General features: G+C 73.4%; 16 protein-coding genes. 8 read left to right on the top strand and 8 right to left on the bottom strand.

What is annotated here, in order from left to right; all coding sequences use genetic code 11:
• Nucleotides 1-46: 46 nt before the first annotated feature.
• The 4 genes from nthA (at nucleotide 47) to ACLE50_RS08040 (ending at nucleotide 3,190) form a co-directional block, all read left to right on the top strand.
• A complete protein-coding gene (gene nthA, locus ACLE50_RS08055) occupies nucleotides 47-685 on the top strand; it encodes a nitrile hydratase subunit alpha (RefSeq protein WP_410942777.1) in 639 nt (212 codons plus the stop codon).
• Nucleotides 686-723: 38 nt separating this feature from the next.
• Nucleotides 724-1,359: a nitrile hydratase subunit beta gene (gene nthB / locus ACLE50_RS08050; protein ID WP_410942776.1), complete on the top strand. Its 636-nt coding sequence runs from the start codon at nucleotides 724-726 to the stop codon at nucleotides 1,357-1,359.
• 103 nt (nucleotides 1,360-1,462) lie between these two features.
• Nucleotides 1,463-2,731, top strand: coding sequence for a GTP-binding protein (locus ACLE50_RS08045; protein WP_410942775.1), 1,269 nt, complete (start codon nucleotides 1,463-1,465; stop codon nucleotides 2,729-2,731).
• A 102-nt stretch (nucleotides 2,732-2,833) separates the two neighbouring features.
• A complete protein-coding gene (locus ACLE50_RS08040) occupies nucleotides 2,834-3,190 on the top strand; it encodes an ArsR/SmtB family transcription factor (protein WP_410942774.1) in 357 nt (118 codons plus the stop codon).
• A gap of 33 nt (nucleotides 3,191-3,223) precedes the next feature.
• On the opposite strand, the gene ACLE50_RS08035 is transcribed toward ACLE50_RS08040, so the two are convergent.
• The 6 genes from ACLE50_RS08035 to ACLE50_RS08010 all read right to left on the bottom strand — a co-directional run bounded on the left by ACLE50_RS08035 (nucleotide 3,224) and on the right by ACLE50_RS08010 (nucleotide 9,702).
• A complete protein-coding gene (locus ACLE50_RS08035) occupies nucleotides 3,224-4,168 on the bottom strand; it encodes an AraC-like ligand-binding domain-containing protein (RefSeq protein ID WP_410942773.1) in 945 nt (314 codons plus the stop codon).
• A gap of 52 nt (nucleotides 4,169-4,220) precedes the next feature.
• A complete protein-coding gene (locus ACLE50_RS08030; RefSeq protein WP_410942772.1) occupies nucleotides 4,221-4,718 on the bottom strand; it encodes a CBS domain-containing protein in 498 nt (165 codons plus the stop codon).
• A 211-nt stretch (nucleotides 4,719-4,929) separates the two neighbouring features.
• Complete coding sequence (locus ACLE50_RS08025) at nucleotides 4,930-5,928, bottom strand: NAD(P)/FAD-dependent oxidoreductase (protein WP_410942771.1); 999 nt, start codon at nucleotides 5,926-5,928, stop codon at nucleotides 4,930-4,932.
• A 5-nt stretch (nucleotides 5,929-5,933) separates the two neighbouring features.
• On the bottom strand, nucleotides 5,934-6,248 hold the full coding sequence (fdxA, locus tag ACLE50_RS08020) for a ferredoxin (protein ID WP_410942770.1): 315 nt from the start codon (nucleotides 6,246-6,248) through the stop codon (nucleotides 5,934-5,936).
• Between the two features lie 111 nt (nucleotides 6,249-6,359).
• Entirely contained in the window at nucleotides 6,360-8,519 is a 2,160-nt protein-coding gene (locus tag ACLE50_RS08015; RefSeq protein WP_410942769.1) for a molybdopterin-containing oxidoreductase family protein, read from the bottom strand.
• Nucleotides 8,520-8,640: 121 nt separating this feature from the next.
• Nucleotides 8,641-9,702 carry an FUSC family protein gene (locus ACLE50_RS08010; RefSeq protein WP_410942768.1) on the bottom strand — a complete coding sequence of 354 codons (1,062 nt, stop codon included), beginning with the start codon at nucleotides 9,700-9,702 and terminating at the stop codon, nucleotides 8,641-8,643.
• Nucleotides 9,703-9,814: 112 nt separating this feature from the next.
• Between ACLE50_RS08010 and amaB the strand changes: the two genes are divergently transcribed.
• Nucleotides 9,815-11,338 carry an L-piperidine-6-carboxylate dehydrogenase gene (gene amaB / locus ACLE50_RS08005; protein ID WP_410942767.1) on the top strand — a complete coding sequence of 508 codons (1,524 nt, stop codon included), beginning with the start codon at nucleotides 9,815-9,817 and terminating at the stop codon, nucleotides 11,336-11,338.
• On the opposite strand, the gene ACLE50_RS08000 is transcribed toward amaB, so the two are convergent.
• The gene (locus ACLE50_RS08000; protein ID WP_410942766.1) at nucleotides 11,325-12,050 is read right to left on the bottom strand and encodes a DUF899 domain-containing protein; all 726 of its coding nucleotides are present in this window, start codon (nucleotides 12,048-12,050) and stop codon (nucleotides 11,325-11,327) included. The genes amaB and ACLE50_RS08000 overlap by 14 nt on opposite strands.
• A 242-nt stretch (nucleotides 12,051-12,292) precedes the next feature.
• Between ACLE50_RS08000 and ACLE50_RS07995 the strand changes: the two genes are divergently transcribed.
• The 3 genes from ACLE50_RS07995 (at nucleotide 12,293) to ACLE50_RS07985 (ending at nucleotide 16,900) form a co-directional block, all read left to right on the top strand.
• The gene (locus ACLE50_RS07995) at nucleotides 12,293-13,090 is read left to right on the top strand and encodes a trypsin-like serine peptidase (RefSeq protein WP_410942765.1); all 798 of its coding nucleotides are present in this window, start codon (nucleotides 12,293-12,295) and stop codon (nucleotides 13,088-13,090) included.
• A gap of 147 nt (nucleotides 13,091-13,237) precedes the next feature.
• Nucleotides 13,238-14,125: a DUF559 domain-containing protein gene (locus ACLE50_RS07990; RefSeq protein WP_410942764.1), complete on the top strand. Its 888-nt coding sequence runs from the start codon at nucleotides 13,238-13,240 to the stop codon at nucleotides 14,123-14,125.
• A 195-nt stretch (nucleotides 14,126-14,320) separates the two neighbouring features.
• A complete protein-coding gene (locus tag ACLE50_RS07985) occupies nucleotides 14,321-16,900 on the top strand; it encodes an FUSC family protein (RefSeq protein ID WP_410942763.1) in 2,580 nt (859 codons plus the stop codon).
• Nucleotides 16,901-17,176: 276 nt separating this feature from the next.
• On the opposite strand, the gene ACLE50_RS07980 is transcribed toward ACLE50_RS07985, so the two are convergent.
• On the bottom strand, nucleotides 17,177-17,407 hold the full coding sequence (locus ACLE50_RS07980; protein ID WP_410942762.1) for a hypothetical protein: 231 nt from the start codon (nucleotides 17,405-17,407) through the stop codon (nucleotides 17,177-17,179).

The raw sequence follows: 17,407 nt of genomic DNA, 5'->3' as shown, positions 1-17,407 counted from the left end.
CCCTCCCGTTCCGTCCCATCCGCACCACCACGAAGGAGCACCGCGCATGACCATCGCCGCACAGCCCAACCGCACCGGGCTGCCCGACACCGCACCCGTCGCCGACCGGGCGTTCGCCCTGCGCGACGCCCTCGACGCGAAGGGGCTCATCGACCCCGGCTTCAACGAGGGCTGGAAGAAGACCTTCGAGGAGGACTTCAGCCCGCGCCGCGGCGCCGAGCTCGTCGCCAGGGCCTGGACCGACCCGGCGTTCCGGGACAAGCTCCTCGGGGACGGGACCGCCGCGGTCGCCGAGTACGGCTGGCTGGGCCCGCAGGGCGAGTACATCCGCGCGCTGGAGGACACGCCGACGGTCAAGAACGTGATCGTCTGCTCGCTCTGTTCCTGCACCGCCTGGCCGATCCTCGGCCTGCCGCCCACCTGGTACAAGGGCTTCGAGTACCGCGCCCGCGTCGTCCGCGAGCCGCGCAAGGTCCTCGAGGAGCTGGGCACCACGCTGCCCGCCGACACCGAGATCAAGGTTTGGGACACCACGGCGGAGACCCGCTACATGGTCCTGCCGATGCGCCCCGAGGGCACCGAGGGCTGGAGCGCCGAGCAGCTCGCCCGGATCGTCACCAAGGACTGCCTGATCGGCGTCGCGGTCCCGTCCGCCGACGTCGTCGCCGAACACCCGAACACCTGACCCGCCCCCCTCTCACGAACCGAAACGGAGACTCCACGATGGACGGCGTACACGACCTCGCAGGCAAGCAGGGCTGGGGACAGGTGCCGCACACGGCCAACGGCCCGATCGGAGACACCTTCAAGTACGACTGGGAGCACCTGGGCTACAGCCTGCTGTTCCTCGGCGTCAGCAAGGGGATCTTCACCCTGGACGAGGTGCGGCACTCGGTCGAGCGGATCGAGCCGCGCGTCTACCTCACGACCCCGTACTACGAGCGCTACATCATCGGCGCGGCGTCGCTGATGGTGGAGAAGGGCGTCCTGACCCAGGACGAGCTGGAGACGATGGCGGGCGGGCCGTTCCCGCTGGCGCTGCCCGCGGTCTCGCCCGGCCGCCCGGCGCCCGAGCACACCATCACCTTCGAGGTGGGGGACAAGGTGCGGGTCCGCGACGACCACTTCGCAGGCCACGTCCGTTACCCCGCGTTCTGCCGGGGCAAGGTCGGGACGGTGCAGCACCGCACCGCGATGACCTGGCCGTTCCCGGACGCCGCAGGCCACGGCCGCAGCGACGGCGGTGCCGAGCCGAGCTACCACGTCGAGTTCGCGGGCGAGGAGCTCTTCGGCGACGACACCGATGCCGGCGCCGTGGTGGTCGACCTGTTCGAGGGCTACCTCGAGCCGGCGGTCTGAGCGTCCGCACCCCACTCCGGGTGGGCCCGCCGCGAGCGGGCCCACCCGGGCCGTCCCGTCCCGCTGCACCAGCCCGCCCCACCACGGGCCGAAAGGACCGACGATGACCGAATCGCGCGTGGCCGACACCCGGCTCCCCGTCACCGTGCTCTCCGGCTTCCTCGGCGCCGGCAAGACGACGCTGCTCAACCACGTGCTGAGCAACCGTGACGGCCGCCGCGTCGCCGTCGTCGTCAACGACATGAGCGAGATCAACATCGACGGTGCCGACATCGCCCGCGACGTCGCGCTCAGCCGGTCCGAGGAGCGCCTGGTCGAGATGACCAACGGCTGCATCTGCTGCACCCTGCGCGAGGACCTGCTCGCCGAGATCACCCGGCTCGCCCACGACGGCCGCTTCGACTACCTGCTCATCGAGTCCTCCGGCATCTCCGAGCCGCTGCCGGTGGCCGAGACGTTCACCTTCATCGACCCGGCGGGCGGCGCGCTCGACGACATCGCGCGGCTCGACACGATGGTCACCGTCGTCGACGGGGTCAACTTCCTGACCGACTACCGCGAGGGCAGCCGGGTCGACGACCGGGTGGATGCCCGGGTCGACCCTGTGGCTCCGGAGGACCGGCGGGACCTCTCGGACCTGCTCGTCGACCAGGCCGAGTTCGCCGACGTCATCCTGATCTCCAAGACCGACCTGATGACACCCGCGCAGGTCGAGGAGCTGACCGCGATCCTGCGCCGGCTCAACGCGGTCGCCGAGATCGTGCCGATCGCCGAGGGCCGCGCCCCGCTGGACAGGATCCTCGACACCGGGCTGTTCTCGCTGGAGAAGGCGGCGACCGCACCCGGCTGGCTGCAGGAGCTCAACGGCACCCACACCCCGGAGACCGAGGAGTACGGCGTCGGCTCGCACGTCTACCGGGCCCGGCTGCCGTTCCACCCCGGGCGGCTGCACGCGTTCCTGACCGGGGAGTGGACCAACGGGCGCCTGCTGCGCGCCAAGGGATACTTCTGGAACGCCGCCCGGGTCACCGAGATCGGCACGATCCAGCAGGCCGGGCACCTGATCCGGCACGGCTACATCGGCCACTGGTGGCGGTTCCTGCCGCAGGAGCTGTGGCCCGACGACTACCGCCGCGACGCGATCACCGGCAACTGGGACGACGCGGCGGGGGACTGCCGCCAGGAGCTGGTGTTCATCGGGCAGGGCATCGACCGCGACACCCTGTACGCCGAGCTCGACGCGTGCCTGCTCACCGACGACGAGCTCGCCGCGGGTGTCGACGCGTGGGAGGCGCTGCCCGACCCGCTCGGCCCGGGGGAGACCGACGCGCACACCCATGAGGCCGCGGCGGCCCAGCCGTCGGCGGTCTGAGGTCGTCGTGCCGGCGGGTCGTTGTGAGCGGAAGCACCGGCACGGATGCGGTGCCGGACGCGCACAACCCCTACGATCACCCGTGTGTCATCAGGTCTTGACATGAGCGGGCTGCGCGGCCAGTCGGCCGATCTCGCCTTCGACGCGCTCGCGGACCCGGTCCGGCGGGAGATCCTCGCCGTGCTCGGGGACGCCGACGAGCTCAGCGCCGGTGGGCTCGCCGAGCGGATCAGCAGCGTCGGGCGGACGGCGGTGTCGACGCACCTGCGGGTGCTGCGCCTGGCCGGGCTGGTCACCGAGCGCCGGGCCGGCCGCTTCCGCTACTACGCCATCGACCCGGACGGTGCGGCCGCCGACGTGATCGCGGCGCTGCGCGGGCTGTTCCACGGATCCCTGGCCGATGTCCGCCGCTCCGTGGAGCCCGGCGCGGGGGAGAGCCTGCGCGCGGCGCACGGCTGACCGGCGGGGTCCGGTACCCCGGGACGCGCCGCGTCAGAACGTCTCGGCGCGGTGCGCGCTGGGGGAGCGGTCGAACCGCGCCCGGAACGCGCGGCTGAACGCGGCCGGATCGGGCATGCCCCAGCGGGCGCCGATCGTCCCGACGCCCAGGTGCGCGAGCTCCGGGCGGCGCAGGTCCTCCCAGGCGCCCTGCAGCCGCTCCTCCCGGATCACCGCGGCCACCGAGGTCTCCTCGGCGGCGAACAGCTTGTGCAGGTAGCTGACCGAGATCGCGCAGGCCGAGGCCACAGCGGCCGGGCAGAGGTCCCGGTCGGCGATGTGCTCGCGGATGTAGGCGCGCGCCCGCCCGACGTGCAGGTTGCCCGGCAGCGCCGCGGGCACGTGGCTGCGCACCAGCGCGACGAACAGGTCCCCGATCGTGCGGGCGACCGCCTCCTGCCCGGCGGCGGGCAGGTCGTCGCCGATGGCCCGGTCGAGCGAGGACAGCAGCGGCGGGAGCATCGCGCCGACGCCACGACGGCCGTCGAAGGTGACGGCGGTGGCGGCCTCCACCTCGGGTGCGGACAGCGGCAGCGCGCTCTTCGGGTGCAGGCACACCGAGTACTCGAACGCGTCGGTGGTGACGAAGGTGAAGGGGCGCGCGCTGTCGTAGAGCGCGAACTCGCCGGGGCCGATGAGCGCCTCGCGGCCGTCCTGCACGATCAGCGTGCGGCCGCGGCGGGCCAGCGCGACCTGCAGGTAGCCCTCGTCGGCGGTGCGGACCTGGTTCGGCGTCCGCTCGAAACGATGCGGCACCGACGCGATGCGGCGCAGGTGGGTGTCGGCGACGGACGCCGCGGTGACCCGGCCGGTGACCAGCCCGGAGTCCGAGGACGGCGTGACGTCGAGCGCGACGAACTGGTCGCAGACGGTCTCGCGCCAGAAGTCCAGCCGGTCGCACTCGGCCACGGTGGTGGTGTCGATCGTGACCAGAGCCATACCTGAGCATGGCATGTTCACGTCACGTTCGTGTTGCTCCGACGTGAGGACTTCACTGCGTGAGGGCCCGGCGGACCTGCTCCTCGCGCTCCGCGGCGCGGGCCGCGACCCCGGCGTCGGAGCAGAACCCGGCACCGGACCGCTTGAGGCACAACAGCCCCAGCAGCTGCCGGTCGTCGTCGACGACGGCGAGCCTGCGGTGCCCGGTCTCCTGCATGTAGTCGCGCTGGGTGAGCAGGTGCGCGTCGGGGGAGATGGCGCGCCCCTCGATCGCCCCGGCCGCCAGGACGGGGTCCGAGCCGGGCCGGCCCTCCAGGTCGCCCCGCTCGACGACGGCGAGCAGGATCCCGTCCTCGACGACGAGCAGCGCGTGCACGTGGTCGTCGCGGAACTCCTCGCGGGCCCGCGCCACGGTGGTCGAGCGCGGATGCGCCTTCGGGAACCGGATCATCGCCTCGCCTGCGGTGGCGTAGCGCTCGGCGTCGGGACCGCACGCGGACAGGCGGCCGAAGGCGTGGTCGGCGGCGTGCTCGACGGCTGCCGTCTCCATCGGTTCCCTCCTCCGACGTCCGCGCTGGTCCGGGTGGGCGACGATCGTACCGGTTCCCGGTGTCACGGCCGCCCCGTGAACCTCTGTCTACACCCGGTGGAACGGCCACCGCACCCGCTGGATTCCGCTGCTGCGGCGAACGGCCGATGGTCTTTCCTATCGAGCCCGAGGCCGCGCCGATCCACGGCACGGCCCCGGGGACGAGAGGTGTTCACGCCGCGTCGCTGGAGTGCCCCGGCGTCACCGGGAGGTCCGGGCGCACCAGCGGGACCAGGTTGTTCACCGCGAGCGCGGCCTCGCCGAACCCGACCGAGATCAGCCGGACCTTGCCCTCGAAGTCGGTGATGTCCCCGGCGGCGAACACCCGCGGCAGGTTGGTCCGCATCGAGCGGTCCACGGCCACGTGGCGCTTGCTCAGCTCCACGCCCCACTCCGAGAGCGCCGACAGGTCCGCCTTGAACCCGAGCGCGGCGACGATCTCGTCGACCTTGCGGGTGACGACGTCCTCCGGGCCCTTGAGGTCGACCTCGGCGACCCGGTCGCCGCCGCGCACGTCGAGCACCTCGTAGGGGGTGAGCAGCTCCACCGACGACGCCCGCAGCTGCTCCACGCTGCGCTCGTGCGCGCGGAACGCGTCGCGCCGGTGCACCAGCGCGACCGACGACGCGATCGGCTCCAGGCACAGCGCCCAGTCCACCGCGGAGTCGCCGCCGCCGACGATCAGCACGTCCTTGCCCGCCAGCTCGGCGGGCTTCGGCACGGCGTAGCGCAGGCCGCGACCGGCGTAGTCGCCCCCGGCCGGCAGCTGCCGCGGGGAGAACCGGCCCATGCCGCCGGTGACCAGCAGCGCCCCGGCCCGGACGCGCACGCCCTTGTCGGTGGTGACGGCGACGCCGTCGTCGAACTCCTCCAGCAGCGACGCCTGCTGGCCGAGCAGGTAGGTCGGCTCGGCGATCGCGGCCTGCTCGACGAGCGAGTCGACGAGGTCCTGGGCGCGGACCTTCGGGAACCCGGCGACGTCGAACACCGGCTTCTCCGGGTAGAGCACCGACATCTGCCCGCCGAGCTGGTCGAGCGCGTCGATGACGACGACGCTCAGACCGCGGAACCCGGCGTAGTAGGTGGCGTAGAGCCCGGACGGCCCGGCGCCGACGACGACGAGGTCGGCCTGCAGTTCGGTGGTCGTGTCGGTCCGGTCGCTGGTACTCACGGCGCTCACTCCGGCTTCCGCTGGGCGACGATGGGATGGTCGGCACCGACGGGGTCGATGTCTTCGCCGCCGCCCTCCAGGCCGTGCTCGGACACGAACTCGGCGTTGGCGGACACGAACGGCTGCAGGTCGTCGGGCATCTTGTGCTCCCAGTGGATGGCCTCACTGGGGCATGCCGGCATGCACTTTCCGCAGTCGACGCACTCGTCCGGGTGGATGTAGGCCATCCGGTCCCCGGGGTAGATGCAGTCGACCGGGCACTCCTCCATGCAGGCTCGGTCCATCACGTCGATACAGGCTTCGGTGACCACGTATGCCACGGGAAATCGGTCCTCTCACATCGGGATCGCACTGCGTGGTGATCGCACTGGGCGGCGGTGGCGGCGGCCCGGCCGGTGGGGAGCACCGGCCGGGCCGCCGTCGCCTGCGGGTCAGGCGATCTCGACCTCGACGAGCGTGTCGGAGAAGGTCGGCGCGTTGCCCAGGTCGCCGAAGACGGTGGGGTTCACCGCGGCGAGGGTGGCGCCGGACTTCGAGTTCTTGCGCCAGCCGCCCATCGGGCTGACGACGACGCCGGTCGGCACCGTCTGCTGCAGCGACGCCACGACGGTGAACTCGCCGCGGTCGTTGAACACGCGCACCGGGGCGCCGTCGGCAATGCCGCGGGAGGCCGCGTCGTCGGGGTGCAGGATCAGCATGTGCTCGTCGGCGACGCGGCGGTGGAAGTCGTGGCTGCCGAAGCTGGAGTTCAGGAACGCGTGCGACTTCGGCGTCAGCAGGTTGAGCGGGTAGCGGGCGTACAGCTCCGGGTTGGTCGCGGCGGACTCGCGCGGCGCGATGTAGTGCGGCAGCGGGTCGACCGGCTGGCCGGGCTGGTGGTCGTTGGAGCCCTGGCGGAACAGCGGGACGACGAAGTTGCCGCCCGCGGCCGCGGCGGAGACGAACTCGGCCTTGCCCGACGGCGTCGGGAAGCCGCCCTCGGCGTGCGGCGCGTAGTCCTCCGGGGCTGGGACGTTGAGCCGCTGCCAGCCCTTCTCCTTCAGCGACTCGACGGTGATCCCCTCCATGTGTGGGTGGGACCAGTCGAACGCCTCGGCGATCATCTCCTCGTCGGTGCGCTGGAAGACGTCGTCGTCGTAGCCCATCGCGGCGGCCAGCCGCCGGAACATCTCGGTGTTCGGGACCGCCTCGCCGATCGGGTCGATCGAGCGGTGGTTGTAGGTCACGAACAGGTGGCCCCAGGAGAACATGATGTCGTCCTGCTCGAGCTGCGTCGTCGCGGGCAGGACGATGTCGGCGAGCTCGGCGGTGTCGGTCATGAACTGCTCGGAGACGACGGTGAAGACGTCCTCCCGGCTGAGCTGCTCGACCAGCCGGTCCTGGTCCGGGGTGGTGACGACCGGGTTGGAGTTGTAGACCATCACGCCCTTGAGCGGCGGCCCCTCGGGCAGGTCCTCACCGGACAGCGCGGCGCCGAGCCGGTACTGGTTCACCACGCGGGTGCCCGGGGTGAGCATCTCCGGGTGCATGAACGCGGGCCAGTTCACCGGGAACGCCCACAGCGGCAGCTGCAGGATCCCGCCGCCCGGCTTGCGCCACGCGCCGACCAGGCCGGGCAGGCAGGACAGGGCGCGCACCGTCTGGCCGCCGCCGGCGTGCCGCTCGACGGCGACCCCGATCCGGATCACCGACGGCTGGGCGCCTGCGTACTCGCGGGCCAGGGTGCGGATCGTCTCGGCCGGGACGCCGGTCTCGGTCGCGGCCCACTCCGGGGTGTAGCGGGACACGCGCTCGGCGAACTCGTCGTAGCCGACGGTGTAGTTCGCGATGTAGTCGTCGTCGGTGAGTCCCTCGGCGATGATCACGTGCGCCATGGCCAGCGCGAGCGCGCCGTCGGTGCCGGGGCGCAGCGCGATGTGCTGGTCGGCCGAGACAGCGGTGCGGGTGCGGATCGGGTCGACGACGACGACCTTTGCGCCGTTCTTCTTCGCCTTCTTGATGTAGGGCCAGAGGTGCAGGTTGGTGCTCTTGATGTTGCAGGCCCAGATCAGGATGAACTTGGAGTGCACCAGGCTCTCCGGGTCCACGCCCGCGGTGTCGCCGATCGTCATGGCGTAGGCGGTGCAGGAGCCGGAGTCGCAGTAGGTGCGCTCGGCGATCGTCGCGCCGAGCTTGGCGAAGAACGGGTCGCCGACGTTGAGGCCGTTGAGGATGCCCTGGGTGCCCAGGTAGCTCACCGGCATGATCGCCTCGGGGCCGTACTCGTCGGCGATCGCGGTGAACTTCGCGGCGATCTCGGCGACGGCGTCGTCCCAGGAGATCCGCTCGAACCGGCCGCTGCCCTTGGGGCCGGTGCGGCGCATCGGGAACAGCACGCGGCCCGGGTCGTAGACGCGGTCCAGGTAGTTGTTGACCTTCACGCACAGGCCGCCGTTGGTGTACGGGTGGTCCGGGTCGCCCGCCACCTTGGTGGCCTTGCCGTCGCCGTCGACGGTCACCAGCATCGCGCAGGTGTCCGGGCAGTCCTGCGGACAGGCGCCGCGGACGGTCGTGGTGGCGTCCGCCGTCTCCGGCTCGTAGGTCGCGGTCATGGTGCTCCTCCGCCTCGTGATGGGTGGCGCGTCAGGCACCGAGAGTGGCGGGAGGAGACCCCGTGGCGCTTTTCGCTGCGGGCACTGGCTTTGACGCCCGGAGCAGTCCTTGTGACGGCGGTTACGCCGGTGTTTCGTCGCCGTTGCGTCCGTTGCGGGAGTCGGTGCGCCGGTCGAACCGGTCGCGGAGCACGAGCACGACCAGCGCGACGACGATGCCGACGGCCGTCGCGACCAGGCGGTCCAGCAGCAGCTCCACCGGCGGCAGCGGATGGGCCAGGTTGCTCACCAGCAGCGCCAGCGGCGTGATGAACAGCAGCGCGGCGGCGTAGTTGCGCAGCACGAACAGCTCCGCGCACGCCTGCAGAACCACGACCACCACCGCCACGCCCCAGACCGGCAGGCCGAGCGCGAGCAGCCCGCCCGCGACGACGAGCCCGCCCGCGGTCCCCGCGACGCGCAGCACCGCTCGGGTGACCCGCTCGTGGCGGCCGTGCACCGACAGCGGGACGACCGCGGCGACCAGCGCCCAGTAGGTGTGCTCCACCCCGAGCCCGACGGCGATCGGCACCGTGACCAGGCAGGCGATCAGGATGTCGGTGGGCATCCCGGCCGCCAGCACCGCCCGCGGGCCCGCGACGACCAGCGGCCGCCGGGCGCGCACGTGCGCGGCGAACACCGCACCGGCACTGCCGACCAGCACCGAGAACGCCGCGACCGCCGCGGTCGTCGCGACGGTGCCCAGCGCCTCACCGGGCGGCATCGGCGGCGCCCCGACGAAGGCGCCTGCGGCGAACACGAAGAACAGCGGCCCGCCCGGTTTCCAGCCGACCGTCTCCCCGGCCACGGTCACCAGCCCGGCGACGACGGCCAGGATCAGCAGCCCCGTCCACGGCTGCCCCGGCAGGTGCGCGACCGAAACGCCGACGGCGACGCACAGCGTCAGGATCGTCGCGCAGACGCCCTGGACGAGGGTGCGGCCCGGGACGGTGAGGTTGCGCCCGTAGATGGCGGTGAACGCGCCGAACGCGGCGGCGCCGACCAGGTCCAGCCGGCCGGTCGCCAGGAGCACCAGCATCGGCACCCCGGCCGAGACCGCGCACCGGATCGCCGCCCGGTGGGCTCCGTCGTGCGGGGCGAACCGCACGAGCTCCCGGGCCACGCTGCTTCCTGCTCCTCGCACGTCGGACAACTATAAGGAGCGCTGCCACGGGAGTGACCCCGGTGCGCGGACCGGGCAGGATCGGAACCGCCGTACCCGGCAGCCCGACCCACCGTCACGAACGGAGCCCGCGATGACCGACACCGCCCTGCGCCTGCCCACCCGCGACGACCTGCGCGAGCGGGCCCGCGTGAGCCTGGAGCGGGTCGGGGCCGTACTGCCCGAGGGCGAGGGGCTGACCGCCCGGACCCCGGTCACCGGTGACGCGCTGTTCTCGTTGCGCGCCACCACCCCGGACGAGGTGAGCAGTGCGGTCGGTGCCGCGGCGGAGGCGTTCGTGGCCTGGCGCACCACGCCGCCGCCGGTGCGCGGCGAGCTGGTCCGGGTCTTCGGCGACCTGCTGCGCGAGCACCGGACCGATCTCGCGGACCTGGTCACCCTGGAGGCCGGGAAGATCGGTTCCGAGGCGCTCGGCGAGGTCCAGGAGATGATCGACATCTGTGACCTGGCCGTCGGGCAGTCCCGGCAGCTGTTCGGCCGCACCATCGCCTCCGAGCGGCCCGGGCACCGGCTCGCCGAGACCTGGCACCCGCTCGGCGTCGTCGGGGTGATCTCGGCGTTCAACTTCCCGGTCGCGGTGTGGGCGTGGAACACCGCGAACGCGCTGGTCTGCGGGGACCCGGTGCTGTGGAAGCCGTCCGAGGCGACGCCGCTGGTGTCGATCGCCGCGGCCCGGCTGCTGGAGCGCGCGATCGAGGCCGTCGACGCCCCGCGCGGGCTGCACCACCTGCTGCTCGGGGACCGCGCCGTCGGCGAGGCACTGGTCGACGACCCGCGGGTCGCGCTCGTCTCCGCCACCGGATCGACCCGGATGGGCCGCGAGGTCGGGCCGCGGGTCGCCGCTCGGTTCGGCCGGTCGCTGCTGGAGCTCGGCGGCAACAACGCCGCGATAGTGACGCCGTCGGCGGACCTGGAGCTGACCCTGCGCGGCGTCGTGTTCGCCGCCGCAGGCACCGCGGGGCAGCGCTGCACCACGCTGCGCAGGCTGATCGTGCACCGCGACGTCGCCGACGAGCTCGTCGACCGGATCGCCGCGGCCTACCGGTCGCTGCCGATCGGCGACCCCTACGACGAGAAGACCCTGGTCGGACCGCTGGTGAACGCCGCAGCCGCCGACGCCATGACCGCGGCACTCGACCGGGCCCGGGCCGAGGGCGGCGAGGTCGTCACCGGCGGGCGACGCCTCGACGGGCCCGGTGAGTACGTCGAACCGGCGCTGGTCCGGATGCCCGGCCAGACCGGCGTCGTCCGGGAGGAGACGTTCGCACCGATCCTCTACGTGCTCACCTACGACGACTTCGACGAGGCGATCGCCCTGCAGAACGACGTGCCGCAGGGGCTGTCGTCGTCGGTGTTCACGACCGACCAGGCCGAGGCCGAGCGGTTCCTGGCCGCCGACGGCTCCGACTGCGGCATCGCCAACGTCAACATCGGCACGTCCGGTGCGGAGATCGGCGGCGCGTTCGGCGGGGAGAAGGAGACCGGCGGCGGCCGCGAGTCCGGCTCGGACGCGTGGAAGGCCTACATGCGCCGCTCGACGACCACGGTCAACTACTCCGGGCACCTGGCGCTGGCGCAGAACGTCAGCTTCCTGTGACGGCGTCCCCCGGCTCCTCGCCGTAGGCGGCGGCGATGTCCTTCGAGTCGAGCCAGCGGGAGTAGGTCGGTCCCTGCGGCCAGCCGTCGGGGACGTCCTGCCAGACCTCCTGGCGGCCGTAGGGCAGCGTGTCGAGCAGCCCGAACAGGAACGACAGCTGCTCGGTGCCACGGCCGTCGGTGTGCCACGTCCGGTAGACGCGCTCGCCGTCGCGCAGGAACACGTTGACGGCGAATCCGCCGCCGGGCGGGGCGCCGACGTCGCTGCCGAAGCTGCTGTGCGCGGTGGAGTACCAGTCCATCCGGTTGCCGACGCGGCGCTTGTAGGCCAGCGCCTCGTCGATCGGGCCCTGGGTGACGACGACGAACCGGGCGTCGAACGCGGCGAGACCCTCGAACCGGGTGAACTGCGAGGTGAAGCCGGTGCAGCCGCCGCACTGCCAGGTGTTCCCGGGCGTGAACATGTGGTTGTAGACGATCAGCTGGGTGGCGTCGCCGAACAGCTCGTACAGGTGCACGGGGCCGTCCGGGCCGTCGAGGACGTAGTCGGGCATCTCCACGGCCGGCATGCGGCGGCGCTGCGCGGCGACGGCGTCGAGCTCGCGGGTGGCGGCCTTCTCCCGGCGGCGCAGCTCGTCGAGCTCGGCCTGCCAGGTGTCCCGGTCGACGATCGGCGGCAGGGCGGGGGCGCGGTGCCCGGTGGTGTCGGTCATCGGAAACCTCCTCGGATGGTCGTGTCAGTGGTGACCGGATCCGGGCCCGGATCTCATCGGTCGTACGGATTCGCCCTGATGCACGCTGCGAGGGCTCCCGGGAGGGGGTATCCAGAATGCGGGGCGACCGCGGGTGCCGGTGCCGTCCGTTCCGGGCGGCCGCACGCGGTGATGGGGGAGCCATGGTCGGGCGAGGCGTGGCAGCGGTACGGAGTCGTCGGGGACGTGTGGGCTGGGCGGGGGTGCTCGTCCTGCTGTTCTCGCTGGTCGCGGTGCCGCCGGCGAGCGCGTCCGCCGGGACTGCGGGGACCGGGCGGGTCGCGGTGGCGGACGTGGCACCGGCGAAGGCGCCGCCGGCCCGCGGGCGCGGCACCCGCACCGTCGGCCTGCTGATCGTGGGGGACTGGGGCTGCACCGCGACCGTCGTCGCGTCCCGGTCGCGCAGTGTCGTGGCGACCGCGGCGCACTGCGTCTACTCCGCCGGGCGCTACGGCAACCTCCGCACCGCCCGGTTCGCTCCCGGCTACCGTGACCACACGGCACCCGAGGGGGTCTGGCGTGTCGACGGTGCCTGGGTCCCGCGCGGCTGGCGCACCGGCACCGGCGCCCGGCCCGACGACGACGGTCTGCGCGACGTCGACCCCACCCACGACGTCGCGTTCCTGAGGATCTCCCCGGACCGGGACGGGCGGCGCATCCAGGACGTCGTCGGGGCAGAGGGCATTGCCTTCGAGTCCCCGCTGCAACGCGACGTCACGGTGCTCGGCTACCCCGCGGAGGCCCCCTACGACGGCGAGACGCTGCGCACCTGCTCCGGGCGCACCGACGTCCTCGAGGACGGCACCAGCGGCGTCGGCTGCGACTTCACCCCGGGTGCGTCCGGCGGGCCATGGCTGACGGGGCCGGGTGCGCGCTCCGGCAACGGGTTCGTCACCGGAGTCACCTCCGCCGCGATCACCGGCGGCCCCGCCGCGAACGTCGAGTCGCACTTCGGCGAGGAGGCCCACCGGCTCTACGACCTGGCCGACTCCGCGACCTGACCGTCGGCTCCGTGATCACGGATTCGGAGGAGATCCGGCCACGGTTGGCCGCATTCCCTCCGAAGTCGTGATCACCGGCCGTTCGCGGATGCGACGGGTCGGGCGGAACCGGGTGTGGTGGCGGCGCGGCACCTGCACTGTCCGCGGATGGGCCGGGACGCGGAGCTGGACGCGGTACTGCGGGCACAGGACGGGATCGCCACCGTCGCGCAGGCGGTGAGCTGCGGGTTCTCCGTGCGGACGGTGCGCAGGCGGATCGCCGAGGGCCGTTGGCGCTCGCCACATCCCGGAGTCCTGCTCGGTGGCGGCCACCGGTACGGAACGGCGGCCCGCTGCCGGGGCACCTGGTTGTGGGCCGGGCACGAAGCGGTGCTGTCCGGGGCGGCCGCGGCGTGGTGGCACCGGATGCTCGACGTCCCGCCGATGACGGTCGACGTGACCGTTCCGCGTCCCGTGACTCGCGGCGCCCGGCCCGGGACACGGGTGCGTCGCCGCGATCTCGCACCGGTCGACCGCGCATTCGTCCGCGGCGTCGGAGTCACCGCGCGACCGTTGACCGCGCTCGAGGCGGCGGCCGCCCTCGACGACGGCGCGGCGTTCCTCGACCGCGCCCTGCAGCGATGGGTCACCTTCGACGCGGTGTACGAGGCGTGGTGCCGGATGGCAGGTGCCCGCGGCGCCCCGGCCGTCCGCGCCCTGCTCGTCGCGGCGGGGGACCGGGCGGCCTCGACCGCCGAGCGCCGGCTGGTGCGGCTCCTGCGCGACGCCCGGATCTCGGGCTGGGTCCTCGGGCACCCGTTCGGTGCCTTCACCCTCGATCTCGCCTTCCCGGCCGAACGCGTCGCGATCGAGTTCGACGGCTGGGCGTGGCACAGCGACGTCGAACGCTTCCGCCGCGACCGCCGCAAGAGCAACGAGCTGGTCACCGCGGGGTGGATCGTGCTGCGCGTGACCTGGCACGAGCTGCAGACCGCGCCGGCCCGCGTCGTCGCCCAGGTCCGGCACGCCCTGGAACGTCGGCGGCTGCCCCGGTGATCACGAGTTGGGAGCGGATCCGGCCAACGGTGGCCGCATTCCTTCCCAGCTCGTGATCACCGGGCGGTCCCGGGGTGATCGGACCGACGGCACCCGCGGCTGGAGGCGAGGGGATCACGCACGGTATTGTTAGCATGTGCAACATCTGCTGCTGATCAGTGCCGTCCGGGAGCGCGGGGCCGTCCGAGGGCGCGGGTGAGCGCCCCCGCCACCCCCGCCCCGCCCGCTCCGGGTGACGAGCGTGCCCGCCGGATCCCGGCGCGGCTGCGTCGTGCCCGGGACCGCTTCGTCGCCGCCGACCCCGGCATGGTCCGCCTGCGCACCGCGGGCCGCTCCGTCGTCGCCATCGGCACCGCGATGCTGGTCGAGTTCCTCGTCGCGCATCTCATGGGCCTGCCGAGCGCGATGGTTCCGATGATGCTCGGCGGCGTCGTCGCGATCCTCGCGACGCTGGGCGTTCTCGACGCCACCCGGCGCGGGCAGGCGCTGACACTGTGCCTGCTCCCGCCCTTCCTGCTGGCGGGCTCGCTCGTCGCGGTGCTGGTCGACGCGAACCGGCTGCTGTCGCTGGCGATGTTCGTCGTCGTCGCGTTCGTCGCGGTGTGGTTGCGCCGCTTCGGGCTGCGCTACTTCGGCGCCGGCATGGCCGGGTTCATGGGCTACTTCTTCGCCCTGTTCCTGAACATGCACATCGCCCAGCTGGGCGGGGTCGCGATCGCCGTGGTCGTCGCCGTCGTCTGGGTGATGGTGCTGTCGCTGCTGCTGATGCCGGTCCGCAACCACCGGGTGCTGGCGCGGATGCTGCGCTCGTTCGAGGCCCGGATCTCCGGGGTCGCGGGCACCGTCCTGCGGATCATGGACGCCGAGCCCGGCAGCACCGAGCACGACCGCGCGACGGCGCGGCTGCGCAGCCTGCTCGCCCGGCTCAACGAATGCGCCCTGGTCATCGACGGCCAGCTGGGCGCTCCCGACGCCGTCACCGGTGACGAGGCCGCGCGCACCGTCCGCCGCTCGGTGTTCGACGCCGAGCTGGTCGCCGCCGCGCTCACCCGCACCGTCCCCGCCGCGGCGATCACCTCGCCCGAGGAGGCCCGCGAGGTGCTGACCGCACTGCGTGCCGGCCGGTGGGACGACCTCACCCGGCACGCCGAGCGCCTCGCCGGCTCCCGGCCCGGGGACGCCCCGGCGGGGCTGCAGCGGCTCGCGGCCGACGCGCTGCTGCTGACCCAGGCCCGTGGCGAGTGGACGGCCGCCGCGTCCGGCGGGGCCGAGGAGGGCGAGGACGGCTTCGTCCCGGCCGTGCAGCTGTTCGGCGGCGGTCTGCCCGGCTCGGCGGGCACCGTCATGAAGATCCACCAGCCGCCCGCGGAGAGCGCCGCCGCCGAGGACGGCGAGCAGGTCCCGGAGCAGCCGAAGGGCCCGCTGCGGATCTCGCTGACCACCCGGCAGGCGGTCCAGGTCGCCGCTGCCACGACCGTCGCCATCGTCGTGGGCGACGCGCTGTCCGAGCAGCGCTACTACTGGGCGGTCCTCGCGGCGTTCCTGGCGTTCGCCGGTACCTCGACGGTCGCGGAGACGCTGCGAAAGGCCGCGCACCGCATCGGCGGGACGATGCTCGGGCTGCTCCTGGCGATCCCGCTGGTCCCGCTGCTGGGGACCTCCCCGCAGGTCGTGCTGCCGGTGGTGCTGATCAGCATCTTCGGGGCGATCTACTTCTTCAAGCTCTACTACAGCTTGATGATCTTCTTCCTGACCCTGCTGCTGGGTGAGCTGTACGCCCTGCTCGGCAGCTTCACGCCGGACCTGATGGTGCTGCGGCTGGAGGAGACGATCGTCGGCGGCCTGGCCGGCTGCCTGGCGTCGGCGCTGATCCTGCCCACCCGCACCCGGGTCGCCGCCGACGCGGCCCGGCGTGGACTGCTCACCGCACTCGCCGGGCTGCTGCAGGGGGTCGACCACGCGCTGCGCCGCCCGGCCGAGCCCCGTGACGACCTGCGCGCCGCCGCCCGCGCGCTCGACGCGGCGCTGTACCAGGCGCTGCTGCTGGGCCGCCCGCTGTCCCGCACCCGGACCGGGGTCACCGACCCGGACAACGTGCGGCGGCTGACGACGCTCACCGCGCTGGCCGAGCACGCCCGCAGGCTCGCCCGGGCCACCGAACGGATCGGCGTCGCGGGCAGCGGGCCGGGCGCGGCGGTGCTGACCGCGGCATGCTCGCGGCTCGAGCAGCTGCTCACCGACGCCGCCGCCGGACGGCGCCCTCCCGAGGGCAGCTACACGGCTGTCGTCGAGCTGGTGGTGACGCTCGCCGGGGCCCGTGACCCGCTGGCCCCGCTGGCCCGCGAGGCCGGGCTGGTGGCCGCCGAGCTGGAGTCGCTGCTCGGGCTCGTCACCCCGGCCGGGAGCGAACCCGAGGCCGGCGCGACGGCGTCCGGGCGCGTGCGCGGCCCGGACGGGCTGCCCGCGGCGGCGACCGTCACGCTCGTCGACCGGGCCGGGCGGCAGCTCGACCGCGCCGTCACCGACGCCGGCGGCCACTTCGCCGTCGCCCCGCCGGAGGCGGGCACCCACCTGCTCGTGGTGGCCCCGGCCGAGCCCGGCGCCGCGCCGTTCGGCGAGTACCTCGAGATCGCGCCGCGCGCGGTGCTGCCCGACGTCGTGCTGGGCGCCCGCACCGCACGCCCCGCGCCCGCGCCGGTCGCGGGGCCGGGGCCCGGCACCCACACCGGTGGGGCGGGCCGCCCGGCGGGGCTGCCCTGCCACGGGCACCGCTGAGACCGGTCCCGTGCCGGGGCCGGTGCCGGGAAGGGCCTCGCCGAGTCCACATCAGCGAATCAGCATCAGCGAATCGACGGCGGCGACGCGGTGTAGAGCGGCACCGGCCGGGTAGACCCCGACCATGCCGTCGCCGGGCCCGGGAGCGGCGCACGGTTCAGGTCCCGCCGGTTGAGAGTGGCAGCCGGCGGGGCCGCCCGGAACGAGGAACGAGACGGAGCCCCGCCGATGCGCATCGGCGGGGCTCCGTCGTCGTACGGGGTGGAACGGGTGGTGCTACTGCGGGCCGTCGGGTGGGTCGAGGCGGACCTCGCGGTCCTGCTCGATCCCGGCGACCCCGGACAGCGACTCGATCGTGCTGCGGATCCCGGGGGCGATCGTCCCGACGATCACCCCGGCCCCGGACAGCACCTTCTCCACCGTCACACCGGCGTCACGCAGCCGGGCGACGACGTCGTCGATCTTCTCGCCGTCGGCGACGGTGACCAGCACCCGCTCGTCGGACAT

The organism is Pseudonocardia phyllosphaerae (assembly GCF_046546475.1).
GTDB lineage: Bacteria > Actinomycetota > Actinomycetes > Mycobacteriales > Pseudonocardiaceae > Pseudonocardia > Pseudonocardia phyllosphaerae.
This window is presented reverse-complemented; position numbering and strand designations above follow the sequence as displayed.

Excerpts from the sequence above, each read along its gene's own strand:
- nthA (WP_410942777.1), top strand. The coding sequence starts at position 47 with ATGACCATCGCCGCACAGCCCAACCGCACCGGGCTGCCCGACACCGCA.
- nthB (WP_410942776.1), top strand. The coding sequence starts at position 724 with ATGGACGGCGTACACGACCTCGCAGGCAAGCAGGGCTGGGGACAGGTG.
- ACLE50_RS08045 (WP_410942775.1), top strand. The coding sequence starts at position 1,463 with ATGACCGAATCGCGCGTGGCCGACACCCGGCTCCCCGTCACCGTGCTC.
- ACLE50_RS08040 (WP_410942774.1), top strand. The coding sequence starts at position 2,834 with ATGAGCGGGCTGCGCGGCCAGTCGGCCGATCTCGCCTTCGACGCGCTC.
- ACLE50_RS08035 (WP_410942773.1), bottom strand. The coding sequence starts at position 4,168 with ATGGCTCTGGTCACGATCGACACCACCACCGTGGCCGAGTGCGACCGG.
- ACLE50_RS08030 (WP_410942772.1), bottom strand. The coding sequence starts at position 4,718 with ATGGAGACGGCAGCCGTCGAGCACGCCGCCGACCACGCCTTCGGCCGC.
- ACLE50_RS08015 (WP_410942769.1), bottom strand. The coding sequence starts at position 8,519 with ATGACCGCGACCTACGAGCCGGAGACGGCGGACGCCACCACGACCGTC.
- amaB (WP_410942767.1), top strand. The coding sequence starts at position 9,815 with ATGACCGACACCGCCCTGCGCCTGCCCACCCGCGACGACCTGCGCGAG.
- ACLE50_RS08000 (WP_410942766.1), bottom strand. The coding sequence starts at position 12,050 with ATGACCGACACCACCGGGCACCGCGCCCCCGCCCTGCCGCCGATCGTC.
- ACLE50_RS07990 (WP_410942764.1), top strand. The coding sequence starts at position 13,238 with ATGGGCCGGGACGCGGAGCTGGACGCGGTACTGCGGGCACAGGACGGG.
- ACLE50_RS07980 (WP_410942762.1), bottom strand. The coding sequence starts at position 17,407 with ATGTCCGACGAGCGGGTGCTGGTCACCGTCGCCGACGGCGAGAAGATC.